The sequence below is a fragment of the Serratia grimesii genome (assembly GCF_900186025.1).
Lineage (GTDB): Bacteria > Pseudomonadota > Gammaproteobacteria > Enterobacterales > Enterobacteriaceae > Serratia > Serratia grimesii.
Genome location: NZ_LT883155.1, coordinates 106,796 through 120,205, shown reverse-complemented (window position 1 = coordinate 120,205; position 13,410 = coordinate 106,796). Strand labels below are relative to the sequence as shown.

Below are 13,410 nucleotides of genomic sequence, written 5' to 3'. Positions count from 1 at the left end.
ATGACAGTAATATTATTCGGCGAACGCCCGCCGGTAGCTGTGCGGATGGAAGCACCAGGTGATCGCAATCAATACCACCACCAGCAACGCATGGATTTGCCAATCCAGTACAAAACCGCCGCTGTAATCACGCAGCACCCCGGAAATATAAGGCGTAGCACCCGCCAGCAGGAAGCCAATGCCCTGCATAAAGGCCACCAACCGCCCCGCGGCCGCCGGGTGTGGGATATGATCGAGCGCCAATACCAGGCACAACGGGAAGGCGCCGCCCAGCCCCAGACCGGACAGAAGCACCCAGACCCACGGCAGTGTCTGCGGCAGATAAATCAGGCCGATGAACCCAATCAGCTGCATGGACAACGCCAGTAATAACAATGGTCGGCGATCCGCCGAGCGCGCCAGCGCCGGCAACAACAAAGCCCCCACCACCTGCCCAAAGGTCATCAATGCCAACAAAGATCCGCTGGCTTGCGGCTGCCAGCCGAGCTGCATGTAATAGGGCGGTAGCCAGGCGATCAGGCTAGTATAGCCGCCATTGATCAAACCAAAATAAGCGCCGAGCAACCAGGCACGACGGCTGAACCACAGGCTCGGCCCGGAGGAGGTTCCGGACGGTGTCAGACGCGCCAGGCCACGGCTAACCGGCCACCAGGCGATTAACGCCACCAGTGCAGGTACGGCCCACCAGGCCAATGCACTGTGCCAGTCATGGCCGACACTCATCAGCCAGGGGGTGATCGCCGCCCCCAAGCCACCACCGCCCATCAGGGCCGCCGACCACAGCCCGGCTACCAGGGCCATTTGTTTGAGAAAGTGATGTTTGATAATGCCGGGCATCACCGCCTGGATCACCCCAATCCCCAGTCCACCCAACACCGCACTCAGCAGCAATTGTGTGCTGCCCGGTGCCAGCTCACGCCAAGCGGCCCCCAGGCCAATGGCCAACAGGCTCAGCACTACGCTGGTACGCTCGTCGAACAGGCGGTTGATCGCCCCGCCAGCCAGCGCCATCAGCCCCATCATCAATACTGGCAAGGTGGTCAGCAGTGCTGCACCGCCAAAACTCAGGCCGGTGGCCTGTCGCAACGTCGGCAACAACGGGCCGATCGAGGTCAGCAACGGTCGCATATTCAAACCAATGAGCACCAGTGCCCACAGCAGGGGGTTGAACCAACGGCGTAAAAGGGGGGGAACTGCAAAATGATTTAACACGGTCTATTCCTGAACTTCCGGGATGAAGAGTGCGGGGTCACAGAGTCACCGCCACAACGTTGCCTAACTGTAGGCTCCACCGTTAGTATTGGGAAATTAAATAATAAAATAGCCAACAGTGGGAAAATGAATCGCTACCCGATGTTTAATCCGCAGTTACTGCTCAGCTTTGTCGCAGTGTGTGACAGCAACAGCTTCACTCGCGCCGCAGAACGGGTGTTTTTGTCGCAGTCCACTGTTAGCCAACAGGTGCGCCGGCTGGAGGATATGCTGGGTAAGCCACTGTTTGAACGCTCGTCTCATCAGGTACTCCTCACCGAAGAGGGGGTGAAACTGTTGAGCTATGCGCGGCGGATCATTGCACTGAATGAAGAAGCGCACGACGCCTTAACCGGTATTTGGCGTGACGGCGTACTGCGGTTGGGGATGCCGGAGGATTTTGCCGCCCCCACCACCGAACTGCTGGCGGAGTTCAGCCGGGCGCATCCGCATCTGCGGCTGGACGTCACCAGTGGCCTGAGTGCCGACCTGCATAGCGCCTACGCCCGTGAAGAGCTGGATCTGATCCTGGTTAAACAACGCCGTAACCAACCACCGCGCGCCGCCAGGCCGGAACCGCTGCTGTGGCTGGATAGCCTGGCCTTCCCGGCTATCGAACAATCACCTGTGCCGTTGGCAGTGTTCCCGCTCAATGGGTTATACCGCGATGATCTGTGCCAGGCGCTGGATAACCTCGGCAAGCGGTGGCGTATCGGCTACAGCAGCGCCAGTCTGGCCGCACTCACCGCCGCATCTGCCGCCGGGCTGGGCGTAACGCTGTTACCGGCCGGTTGTCGTTTGCCAAGCCATCGGGTACTGGGCAGCGCCGAAGGGTTACCGCCAATCGACAACATTGAGCTAGCGCTGTATTACCGCGACGGCGCCCCCGCCGCAACGCCCGCGCTGGCCGAACGGCTGAAGGCGTTTTGTGGATTGGTATAAAAAACAGTGTAGCCGTCAGTACGGCACCCAATCTAATACCCGACCTCGCCGTAGCGTTCGCGATAGTCTTTGGGTGTCATGTCATAGCCTTTCTTGAATACCGAATAAAAATATTGCAGCGATGGGTAGCCACACATCTGTGAAATCTCGGCAATCGGTAATGACGTCGCCGTGAGTAAATTACGTGAACGGTCGAGCTTCTCTTCGTGAATCACATGGTGGATTGTCTGGTTCAGTTCGTCCTTAAAGCGCTTTTCCAGGTTAGACCGCGATATGCCCACGGCATCCAGCACTTGTTCGACTTTAATCCCCTGACAAGCATGGTGGCGTATGTAATGCATCGCGTGGATCACCGCAGGATCACGCAATGAACGAAAATCTGTAGAACGCCGCTCAATGACTTTTATTGGTGGAACCAAAATACGCTGCAACGGCAACACCTGCCCATTGAGCAATTGGTGCAGCAATTTGGCGGCACGATAGCCCATTTGGCGGGTACCCTGCGCAACCGAAGACAGCGCCACCCGCGACAGGTAACGCGTCAGCTCTTCATTGTCGATACCGATCACACACAGCTTTTCCGGCACAGCGATATCCAGATGTTCGCACACCTGCAACAGATGGCGCGCCCGTGCATCGGTCACCGCAATGATGCCGGTCTGCTGTGGCAGGGTCTGCACCCAGTCCGCCAACCGGTTTTGTGCGTATTGCCAATTGTCTGGAGAAGTGGCCATCCCCTGATAGATCACCCCTTGGTATTGCTCCGCCGCCACCAATTGCTGGAAGGCATATTCACGCTCCTTCGCCCATTGCTTTCCACCTTCATCAGGCAATCCGTAGAAAGCAAAACGATTAATCCCCTTTTCTTTCAGATGGGTGAATGCCGTCTCGACTAACGCGTGGTTGTCAGTGGCAATGTAATGCACCGGTGGATATTCATCATCTCGGTGGTAAGAGCCGCCCACGCCGACGATAGGCACAGTGACATTTTGCAGTAGCCGTTCAATCTCTACATCGTCGAAATCAGCAATGACCCCATCACCCAGCCAGTCTTTGATATTGTCGATACGGCAGCGGAAATCCTCTTCGATAAAGATGTCCCAGTCACATTGTGAAGCCTGTAAATACTCGCCAACCCCCTCGACCACCTGCCGGTCGTACACTTTGTTCGCATTGAATAACAGCGTAATTCGGTAGCGCTTATCGAACATACCTACCCCACTCCCCGTCTGAACTCTTTGCGTCCATATACAACACTAATGATTATTTCTGCGCTAGTCCTTTGCTTTACTTGTGACCAATATCACGTAAGCCATTTTTCATAACGACAAAAGAAAAACCCGGAATAAACACCATAATCAATTAGCGCTATCGTAGCCTCACAATAATGGCAAGCGTCAAAGTGAGGTCGTGTGATGGGTAACTATAACTTCAATAAGAAAATATCACGCAAAGGGACTCACAGCGCTAAATGGAAAAAAACAAGCAACACTCTCCCAATGCCGTTAATTCCCCTTTCCGTTGCCGACATGGATATCCCACTACCGGAAAAAACAATAAATTTACTTAATGAATTTACAGATAAAGGCATTTATGGCTATACCTTACTGAGCGATAATTGGGGCGAAACTGTCGCACAATGGATGCAACGTCATTACCACTGGTATGTAGATGCCGAGCACGTGGTCTTCTGCCCACGAGTCATACAAGCCGTTTCTCTGTACATCCAGAACTTTACTGCACCAGGTGATGGCATTGTCAGCTTGGCGCCAGCCTATCATCCCATCAGCCACAGTGTCGTGGTCAATCAGCGCAGATTATTGGAAAGCGAACTGCGCTATCAGCATGGATGCTATGCCATCGACTTCGATGATCTTGAAGAGAAATTTAAACAGGCTCGCTGTTTCATTTTATTATCCCCCCACAATCCAACCGGTACCGTCTGGGAAAAAGAATCATTAAAAAAAATTGCATCGCTGGCCGAAAAACATCACGTTTTCATTATTTCAGATGATGTTCATGCTGATTTTATTTTTAGTCATCACCAACACCAGGTAATTTCATCCATTAGCGCTTACGTTGAGCAAAATTCATTTATCTGCACCTCACCGGCGAAAGCTTTTAACATGGCGGGTCTTGAGGTTGCCAACATTATTATTGCCAACGAGCAACATCGAAAAAAATTTATACATTGTCTCGAAGCTGCGGGGATTCATAACCCCGGGTACTACGCTGTCCCTGCTTTTTTAAGCGTTTACCACGACTGTGATGACTGGTTATTCGCCTTAAAAAACTATCTAGCCGAAAATCGAGCATGGGTGATCAACATGCTAAGTGAACATTTCCCTGACTGGGTGGTTACCCGCAGTACGGGCACTTACATGCTCTGGGTTAATTACCAAGCAAGTCACCTCAGCGAAGACCAACTAAAACACTGGTTTCTTAACCGTGCCGGCGTCGAAATGAGCTGGGGATCTGGGTTCGGCGAGTCGGGAATAGGTTTTTTCAGAATCAATATTGCCACGCCGCGGGATACGTTGGCTGAAGCATTAGAACGAATCATCAGTACTTCCCCCTACGCACACCAGGAGTAGTACCCTATGAATAATATAATAAAACCACGCGCACCGACGCTGACTGAATCCCTGCTGCCAATAGTTACTATGGTGCTATTGCTGGGCATTGGCTACGCCGCTTTTGATCTACCGCCAGAACCCCTGATGGTACTGTCCACCGTGATTGCCGCGTTGTTAGTTAAGCGACTCGGCCACAGCTACAACGATATTCTCGCTTCAATCTCACAGAAGATAGCCAAAACAATGCCCGCCTTATTGATTCTCATCAGCGTGGGTTTGCTGATCGGCACCTGGATGGCGGGCGGTACGATCCCACTGATGATTTATTACGGCTTAAAACTGATCAATCCGGCGATGCTGTACGTCACCGCGCTGCTGGTCACCTCCGTCGTTTCCGTTTGCACCGGCACATCCTGGGGGTCGGCTGGGACCGTAGGCGTCGCATTTATGGGCGTCGCTATGGGCATGGATGCAAACCTGGCCGCCACAGCTGGAGCCGTGGTTGCCGGGGCATACTTTGGCGATAAGCTATCACCTCTGTCTGGGGATACTAACCTCGCGGCCATGGCGGCACAGGTCGATTTGTATGAGCATATTGGCCACCTGCTTTACACCACCCTGCCATCACTCATTCTTTCTGCCGTTGTTATGTTCTTTTATGGCATGTCTGGCGATCTTGCTGGCGCCGCCATTCCCGACAAAGTGTTGTTGATTACCTCTGGCCTGGCAGGAATCTACCATTTTAATTTGCTGCTGTTATTGCCTGTCGCCATTGTGCTCTATGGCTCAATTACTAAAAAACCCACTATTCCCGTCATGCTGGTTTCAGCGCTGGTTGCCATGGTGAATGCCTCATTTATTCAAGGATTTGCCTTCCATGACGTCGTCAAAAGCGCAGTCGACGGGTTTAACGTGTCGATGGTGGGCAATCAAGACGTCAACCCTGTACTGAGTAATCTGCTGAACCGCGGTGGCATGAACTCCATGATGAGCACGTTGTTGATCTGCTTTTGCGCCCTTTCATTTGCAGGCACATTGGCATTGAGTGGCGCACTGGAAGTGATCGTCCACGCACTCCTTAAGTTGGTGCATTCCACCGGCACCATGATCCTGGCCACACTGGCTTGTGGCCTGACGATGATCAGCGTCACCTGCAACGGGCAAATATCCATCCTGATCCCCATTGAAATGCTGCGTAACGCCTATATCGAACGCGGTCTGCACCCGAAGAATCTGAGCCGCACAGTGGAAGACTCCGCCACGATCTTTGAACCTATTCTGCCTTGGACCGCCGCAGGCGCCTACATGGCCGGCACCCTCGGTGTCGCCACTCTCAGCTACCTGCCATGGGCAGTGTTGTGCTGGAGCGGAATATTTTTTGCCACGCTGTGGGGATTTACCGGATTCGGTATTGCCCGGCTGAAAGAAGAAGAACAGCAGCAGTTGCTGGCCCAAACTGCCGATAACCTCAAATAAGGAAGCCCCTAATGTCATATTTTGATCAGCTTGAGCAAGTGCGCTACGAAGGCCCTGCCAGCAATAACCCACTGGCCTTCCGTCACTACAACCCGGATGAGCTGGTGCTTGGCAAACGCATGGCAGAGCACCTGCGCTTTGCCGCTTGCTACTGGCATACGTTCTGCTGGAACGGCGCCGACATGTTCGGTACTGACGCTTTCGATCGCCCCTGGCAGCAGCCGGGCGACGCACTGACGTTAGCCAAACGTAAAGCCGACGTGGCGTTCGAGTTTTTCCACAAGCTGAACGTGCCCTATTATTGCTTCCATGATGTTGATGTTTCACCGGAAGGCGCCTCACTGAAAGAGTATCTGCACAACTTCGCAGTCATGACTGACGTGCTGGAGGAAAAGCAGCACAGTAGCGGCGTGAAATTGCTGTGGGGCACCGCCAACTGCTTTACCCATCCGCGTTATGGTGCCGGTGCGGCCACCAATCCGGATCCGGAAGTCTTCAGTTGGGCGGCCACCCAGGTGTTCACCGCCATGAATGCTACCCAGCGTCTGGGCGGTGAAAACTACGTGCTGTGGGGCGGCCGTGAAGGCTATGAAACCTTGCTCAATACCGATCTGCGCCAAGAGCGTGAGCAAATTGGCCGCTTTATGCAGATGGTGGTGGAGCACAAGCACAAAACCGGTTTCCAGGGCACCTTGCTTATCGAGCCAAAACCCCAGGAGCCGACCAAGCATCAATACGATTACGATGTCGCCACCGTGTACGGCTTCCTCAAGCAGTTCGGCCTGGAAAAAGAGATCAAGGTAAATATCGAAGCCAACCACGCCACGCTGGCAGGCCACTCGTTCCACCATGAGATTGCCACCGCCATTGCGCTCGGCATATTTGGTTCCGTCGATGCCAACCGGGGCGACCCACAGTTGGGCTGGGATACCGACCAGTTCCCGATCAGCGTGGAAGAGAACGCCTTGGTGATGTTCGAAATTCTCAAGGCCGGGGGCTTTACCACTGGCGGGCTTAACTTCGACGCCAAGGTGCGCCGTCAAAGCACCGACAAATACGACCTGTTCTATGGCCATATTGGGGCTATGGATACCATGGCACTGGCGCTGAAGGTCGCAGCAAAAATGGTGACCGACGGCCAGTTGCATCAGCAGGTATCAAAACGCTATGCCGGCTGGAATGGTGAATTGGGCCAGCAAATTTTGCAGGGCAAACTGTCGCTCGAGGCGCTGGCACAGTACGCTGAAGGACATGCATTGGCACCACAGCACGTCAGCGGCCGCCAGGAACAGCTCGAAAACCTGATGAACCGCTATTTGTTCGGCTAACTGACCCCGCGCGGCACTCGCCGCGCCTTTAAGGATCTTTTTCATGTATATCGGCATCGACCTCGGCACGTCCGGCGTAAAAGTCATCTTGCTCAGTGAGCAGGGCCAATTGCTCGCCAGCCACGGTGAGTCGCTGCCCATCTCCCGCCCGCATCCCTTATGGTCAGAGCAGGCCCCGCAGGACTGGTGGCACGCCACCGATCGCGCCATGCTGGCGCTGGGCAAGCAGCACAGCCTGCAACAGGTGAAGGCCATCGGTCTCAGCGGCCAGATGCACGGCGCCACCCTGTTGGACGCACGGCAACAGGTGCTACGCCCGGCCATTTTGTGGAATGACGGCAGAAGCGGCGCGCAATGCCAGGCGCTGGAACAGGCGGTGCCGCAATCGCGGCAAATCACCGGCAACCTGATGATGCCGGGCTTCACCGCCCCTAAACTGCTGTGGGTGCAACAACACGAACCCAAGGTGTTTGATCGCATTGATAAGGTGTTGTTACCCAAAGATTACCTACGCTGGTGCATCACCGGCGATTTCGCCAGCGACATGTCGGACGCTGCCGGCACCGGCTGGCTGAACGTGGCGCAGCGCGACTGGAGCGACGAGATGTTGGCCGCCTGCGGCCTGAACCGCAGCCAGATGCCGCAACTGTTCGAGGGTAATCAGGTCACAGGGCAAACCCATACCGAACTGGCCCGGCGCTGGGGCATGTCCCCGGTGCCTGTCGTGGCCGGTGGCGGCGATAATGCCGCCGGGGCGATCGGTGTGGGGCTATATCAGGCCGGGCAGGCAATGCTGTCGCTCGGTACCTCGGGGGTTTATTTTGCCGTCAGCGACGGCTTTCTCAGCAACCCGGCCAGCGCAGTGCACAGCTTCTGCCATGCGCTGCCCGACACCTGGCACCTGATGTCGGTGACGCTAAGCGCCGCATCCTGTCTGGACTGGGTTTGCAAACTGACTAACGTCGAAGACGTTGCCACCCTGCTTCGCAATGTCGAACAGGCACCACCGGCGGTGGCCCCGCTGTGGTTTCTGCCCTACCTGTCCGGCGAACGGACGCCACATAACAATCCAAACGCCAAGGGGGCATTCTGGGGCCTCACCCACCAACATGGGCCGAACGATCTGGCTCGTGCGGTGCTGGAAGGCGTCGGTTTCGCCCTGGCGGACGGTATGGATGTACTGCATGCCAGTGGTCTACAACCTTCTGGCATCACCCTGATTGGCGGCGGCGCGCGTAGCCCGTTCTGGCGGCAAATGCTGGCGGATATCAGCGGCCAACGGCTGGAATACCGCACCGGCGGCGACGTCGGCCCTGCGCTGGGGGCCGCACGGCTGGCCCAGATCGCACTGAACCCGCAACGTTCACTCGGTGAACTGCTGCCAGAGTTGCCGCTGGAGCAGGTACATACCCCTGATGCCGAGCGCCACCAGCAGTACGCTGAACAACGCAGTACCTTCCGCGAACTCTATACTCGCTTGTTGCCGCTGATGTAATACCCTGCATACTTGAAGCTGCATCTTTGTTGGCTGCCATTACTCGCCCCAGTCACATAGTGGACTATGCTCCTGGGAACTCGCGCAGTTGCCGCCGCGATGCAGCTCCAATTATCTTGGGTATAATGCCGGAAGGCACTAGCTCTGCCCCTTATTATTGCCAAATCGAATAGTCTCCAGTGGCAAATGTCACTGCCAACCCGTCTGCTCCTCTCCTAAATTGGTGGCTGTCTTTTGACGCACCTCACCTCTGGATAAGGAACTGAACGTGGAAAAAAACCAACAACAAAGCCGCAGAGCTTTCCTCAGCCAAACCGGCAAAATCACCACCGCCTGTGCGGTAATCGGCCTGACAGGGGGCGTGGCACAAGCCGCCACACCAACGAGCAGCACATGTATACCAGAGACCACACCTATGACCCTGACCGACAGCCACTATTGGCTGAGCGACGTTCGGCTGGAAGAGGGTTTTGAGTACGATGGCGACACCGTCATCGGCACCCGCACCGCGCACTATCAGCTTGAAATCAAAGACGGAAAAATTGCAGCTATCCACCCGAAGGATGCGGCGGCACCCGCTGGCGTACCGTGCTATCAGGCACAGGGCCAATTGCTGTTACCGGCATTTCGCGACATGCATATCCATCTGGATAAGACCTTTTACAGCGGCCCATGGCAGGCACCGCGCCCGCGCCAGGGCAAAACCATCATGGATATGATTGCGCTGGAACAAACATTGATCCCCAAATTGCTGCCCACTTCGCAACAGCGCGCAGAAAATTTGATTGCCCTGTTGCAATCCAAAGGCAGCACCGTGGCGCGCAGCCACTGCAACATCGATCCGGTTAGCGGGCTAAAAAGTTTGGAACACCTGCAACGGGCACTGGAAAAGCACCAGGCAGATTTCAGCTGTGAAATCGTCGCCTTCCCGCAGCACGGGCTTTTGCATTCCAAAGTCGATGGACTGATGCGTGAAGCCATGCAGATGGGGGTGCAATACGTTGGCGGGCTGGATCCGACCAATGTCGACGGGGCGATGGAACAGTCGCTGGATGCCATGTTCCAGATTGCGCTCGACACCGGTAAAGGCGTCGATATTCACCTGCATGAAACCAGTCCAGCCGGGGTGGCAGCCATCAACTACATGATCGCCACCGTGGAAAAAAATCCATCTCTGCGCGGTAAAGTCACCATCAGCCATGCCTTCGCTCTGACAGTGCTGAATCCGAACGAATTAGAGGAAACCGCCACCCGACTGGCGGCGCAGCAAATCACCATCGCCTCTACGGTGCCGATTGGGGGGCTGATGATGCCACTGCCGCAGCTCAGTGAAAAAGGGGTATTTGTGATGACCGGAACCGACAGCGTGATCGACCATTGGTCCCCGTTCGGCACCGGCGATATGCTGGAAAAAGCCAACCTTTACGCCCAGCTCTATCGGGGTTCCGACGAATTCCATCTGTCACGGGCCATGGCGATTTCCACTGGCGGTGTGCTGCCGCTGAATGACAAAGGTCAACGGGTGTGGCCCAAAGCCGGGGACAACGCAGAGTTCGTGCTGATTGACGCCAGTTGCTCCGCCGAAGCAGTGGCCCGTCTGCCGACACGCCGCACCACCATCCATCAAGGGCGATTGGTGGCTGGTCAGGTTGGCAAAGCCTGATGCTGGTCCGCTGATGCCACTATGATGGCCGTTTTTGGCCTTCTGCTCTACAGGACAACGGCGCAGTATGACGTTATACCTAATTGGCGGAGGGCCGAAAATGTCACATAGCGCGTTATTGATCATTGATGTTCAACAATCATTCCAGCACCGTCCATTCTGGCAAGAGGACGATCTTCCCGCTTTCCAACAGGCGCTAACGCGGCTGATAGACGGTTGTCATCAGCAAGGTGTAGCGCTGGTTGATGTATTCCACGTGTCGCCACAAGGGCCATTTTCTTTGGCGTCCGGCTGGGTGAAGCGCTTGCCGTTCCTCGACCATCAGGCCGATATCACCGTACACAAACACGTGCACAACGCATTGACCGAGTCCGGCCTGGACGCCTGGCTGCGCCAACGGGATATTGATCATTTAATTATCTCCGGTATCCGCACCGAACAATGCTGCGAAACCACCACCCGAGTAGCGTCCGATCTTGGCTATCGAGTGACTTTCGTTACCGAAGCCACAATGACTTTTCCAATGCAACATCCCAACGGTGAGGTCTTTACCACCGAACAGCTCAAGCGGCATACTGAGACCGTGCTGGTCGACCGCTTCGCCCAGCTCGCCAGTGTGGATGAGGTGCTGGCGCAACTCTCACAGGAGTAATCATGCTGCAGGCCGTCTACTTTCTGATGCTGCCCAACGTGTTGTCACTGGACGTTAGCGGCCCGGCAGAAACCCTGCGTCTCGCCGGGCAGTTCAGCCTGCGCTACATAAGCCCACTACCGCAGATAACCTGTTCTATTGGCATGACGCTGAGTCAGTTGCAACCATTGCCCGAACGGCTGGAAGACAACGCTATTTTGGTCATCCCGGGTGTCAGCACATCACCCGGTGACGTTAACCATCAAGCCACCGAACAGGCTCGGCGATGGCTTGCAACACTGCAACCTGACTTGCAACAGCAACGTATCACGCTGGTCTGTGTCTGTTCCGGGGCACTACTAGCAGCACAGGCGGGTTTACTCGACAACCACCAATGCACCACTCACCACGACGTGATCGAACGCCTGCGTCAGCAGGCACCTACCGCATTAGTAAAAGAAAACCGCATCTTTGTTGAAGATCGCAGCATATACACCAGCGCTGGCATTACCGCGGGTATCGATCTGGCGCTGCACCTGATTAACCGCCAGTGCGGTGCCACACGGGCGATGGAAATCGCTCGCGAGATGGTGGTCTATTTTCGCCGTTCTGGCGACGATCCACAGCTTTCACCCTGGCTACGCTACCGCAACCATTTGCACCCGGCGGTACACCGCGCACAAGACGTGATGGCCGCCGAACCGGAGGCCGAATGGTCAGTGCCACAAGTCGCGGAAAAAGCTCACGTTAGCAGCCGCCATCTGGCGCGCTTATTCCGCAGCCATGTCGGCATCAGCGTGCGCGAATATCATGAGCAACTGCGGCTGGCGGTGGCGCAACAGCGCCTGCAACAAGGCTATGGGCTGGAGAAAGCGGCGTTGGCCGCGGGGTTTTCCTCTGGTCGCCAACTGCGCCGCGCCCAGCAGCGCAGCTCGATGTCGTTATGACACCAGTCGTCGGCTGTCGATTCTCTGTAACCCCATCGACAACAACAGGCTGAGCGCCAGCGCCACACCGAATACCCAGAAGATATCTAATAACGGATAGGAGGTCAGTTCCAGATGCCGGCTGCGCATAAAGTTGACGATAAAGGCGTGAAAACCGTATATCGCCAGCGAATGTCGGGAAAAAACGCTCAACCAGCCAATCGGCTCCGGCAAACAGTTTTTAAACCAGATCAACATCGATACTGCCGCAATAAACACCAACGGACCGCAGTAGATGTAGTAGGTATCGGCGAAGTTGCCGTTGATAGACATCTGGTTTTTAGTGCCATGAATGATCAACACCACACTCAGCACAAACCCCAATGCCGCCAACCCACTAACGCCACGCCCCTGAGTGTTCATCATGCCAATGGCTCGACCGGCCAACGCATACAGCAAGTAATAAAAAGTATCGCCATAGATATACAAATTAACCGGCAGTAAGTGAGTATTACCGAGCGTCAGCGAATGGGTATTGGGGTTGGCGATAACAGCCAGGATCACCAGCACGCCGGCCAGATAGCGGCGTGATACCGGTTTGACGTTGATCAGCGGTGATAGCAAATAAATCACTGCAATCGCATAGAAGAACCACAGGTGGTAAAACACCGGTTTCAACAGTATGCCGCGCAGCGACGGCCAGAAGCCGATTTTAGTAAACGCAGCAATATAGATCAGCGCGATCGCGCTATAGAACAAGATGCAGCAACCAATGCGGATGAAATGCTTTTTCCCGGCACTTTTTTCACCAAAAAACAGATAACCGGAAATCATGAAAAACAACGGCACCGAGACGCGCGACATCGAATTCAGCACGTTGGCAATATCCCAGTTATGCTCACCCACCGTCACACCACTGGTGACGTAATAGGTGGTCGCGTGGATCATCACCACCATCATGCACGCCACCGCACGCAAGTTATCTATCCAGCCAATTTTATTACTCAAAAGGTCGCCCGCAGTGTTGTCATCTTCGTCTGTTAAAAAGAGGTTAACTAGCGAAAGTGCGAGTGGCAACCCTGGCGGGCAATATCAGAATGTGCTGAAACAACACCTTATTAT

11 protein-coding genes are annotated in these 13,410 nt (G+C 55.1%); 8 read left to right on the top strand and 3 right to left on the bottom strand.

What is annotated here, in order from left to right; translation table 11 throughout:
• Positions 1–12: 12 nt before the first annotated feature.
• A complete protein-coding gene (locus SGBXF1_RS00520) occupies positions 13–1,212 on the bottom strand; it encodes a CynX/NimT family MFS transporter (protein ID WP_186427661.1) in 1,200 nt (399 codons plus the stop codon).
• Between the two features lie 126 nt (positions 1,213–1,338).
• On the opposite strand from SGBXF1_RS00520, the gene SGBXF1_RS00515 reads away from it, so the two are divergent.
• Entirely contained in the window at positions 1,339–2,193 is an 855-nt protein-coding gene (locus SGBXF1_RS00515; RefSeq protein ID WP_186427660.1) for a LysR family transcriptional regulator, read from the top strand.
• Between the two features lie 32 nt (positions 2,194–2,225).
• Here the strand turns inward: SGBXF1_RS00515 and xylR are convergent, their stop codons facing one another.
• Positions 2,226–3,404: a D-xylose utilization transcriptional activator XylR gene (xylR, locus tag SGBXF1_RS00510; RefSeq protein ID WP_037420591.1), complete on the bottom strand. Its 1,179-nt coding sequence runs from the start codon at positions 3,402–3,404 to the stop codon at positions 2,226–2,228.
• A gap of 204 nt (positions 3,405–3,608) precedes the next feature.
• On the opposite strand from xylR, the gene SGBXF1_RS23740 reads away from it, so the two are divergent.
• The 7 genes from SGBXF1_RS23740 to SGBXF1_RS00480 all read left to right on the top strand — a co-directional run bounded on the left by SGBXF1_RS23740 (position 3,609) and on the right by SGBXF1_RS00480 (position 12,309).
• Positions 3,609–4,787, top strand: a complete 1,179-nt coding sequence (locus SGBXF1_RS23740) for a MalY/PatB family protein (protein WP_202819433.1) — start codon at positions 3,609–3,611, stop codon at positions 4,785–4,787.
• Between the two features lie 6 nt (positions 4,788–4,793).
• Positions 4,794–6,245 carry a Na+/H+ antiporter NhaC gene (nhaC, locus tag SGBXF1_RS23735; protein ID WP_202819432.1) on the top strand — a complete coding sequence of 484 codons (1,452 nt, stop codon included), beginning with the start codon at positions 4,794–4,796 and terminating at the stop codon, positions 6,243–6,245.
• Positions 6,246–6,256: 11 nt separating this feature from the next.
• Entirely contained in the window at positions 6,257–7,573 is a 1,317-nt protein-coding gene (gene xylA / locus SGBXF1_RS00500; RefSeq protein WP_130382790.1) for a xylose isomerase, read from the top strand.
• Positions 7,574–7,616: 43 nt separating this feature from the next.
• On the top strand, positions 7,617–9,068 hold the full coding sequence (gene xylB, locus SGBXF1_RS00495) for a xylulokinase (protein WP_186427659.1): 1,452 nt from the start codon (positions 7,617–7,619) through the stop codon (positions 9,066–9,068).
• 268 nt (positions 9,069–9,336) lie between these two features.
• Positions 9,337–10,731: an amidohydrolase family protein gene (locus SGBXF1_RS00490; protein WP_186427658.1), complete on the top strand. Its 1,395-nt coding sequence runs from the start codon at positions 9,337–9,339 to the stop codon at positions 10,729–10,731.
• Positions 10,732–10,831: 100 nt separating this feature from the next.
• The gene (locus tag SGBXF1_RS00485) at positions 10,832–11,383 is read left to right on the top strand and encodes a cysteine hydrolase family protein (RefSeq protein WP_061808209.1); all 552 of its coding nucleotides are present in this window, start codon (positions 10,832–10,834) and stop codon (positions 11,381–11,383) included.
• A 2-nt stretch (positions 11,384–11,385) separates the two neighbouring features.
• On the top strand, positions 11,386–12,309 hold the full coding sequence (locus SGBXF1_RS00480; RefSeq protein ID WP_037426992.1) for a GlxA family transcriptional regulator: 924 nt from the start codon (positions 11,386–11,388) through the stop codon (positions 12,307–12,309).
• On the opposite strand, the gene SGBXF1_RS00475 is transcribed toward SGBXF1_RS00480, so the two are convergent.
• A complete protein-coding gene (locus SGBXF1_RS00475; RefSeq protein ID WP_061808210.1) occupies positions 12,304–13,296 on the bottom strand; it encodes an acyltransferase in 993 nt (330 codons plus the stop codon). The two genes, SGBXF1_RS00480 and SGBXF1_RS00475, sit on opposite strands and share 6 nt — an antisense overlap.
• Positions 13,297–13,410: the final 114 nt, after the last annotated feature.

Bases quoted from the DNA above. Each gene is read 5' to 3' on its own strand.
- xylA (WP_130382790.1), top strand. From the start codon at position 6,257: ATGTCATATTTTGATCAGCTTGAGCAAGTGCGCTACGAAGGCCCTGCC.
- SGBXF1_RS23740 (WP_202819433.1), top strand. From the start codon at position 3,609: ATGGGTAACTATAACTTCAATAAGAAAATATCACGCAAAGGGACTCAC.
- xylB (WP_186427659.1), top strand. From the start codon at position 7,617: ATGTATATCGGCATCGACCTCGGCACGTCCGGCGTAAAAGTCATCTTG.
- SGBXF1_RS00515 (WP_186427660.1), top strand. From the start codon at position 1,339: ATGAATCGCTACCCGATGTTTAATCCGCAGTTACTGCTCAGCTTTGTC.
- SGBXF1_RS00480 (WP_037426992.1), top strand. From the start codon at position 11,386: ATGCTGCAGGCCGTCTACTTTCTGATGCTGCCCAACGTGTTGTCACTG.
- xylR (WP_037420591.1), bottom strand. From the start codon at position 3,404: ATGTTCGATAAGCGCTACCGAATTACGCTGTTATTCAATGCGAACAAA.
- nhaC (WP_202819432.1), top strand. From the start codon at position 4,794: ATGAATAATATAATAAAACCACGCGCACCGACGCTGACTGAATCCCTG.
- SGBXF1_RS00485 (WP_061808209.1), top strand. From the start codon at position 10,832: ATGTCACATAGCGCGTTATTGATCATTGATGTTCAACAATCATTCCAG.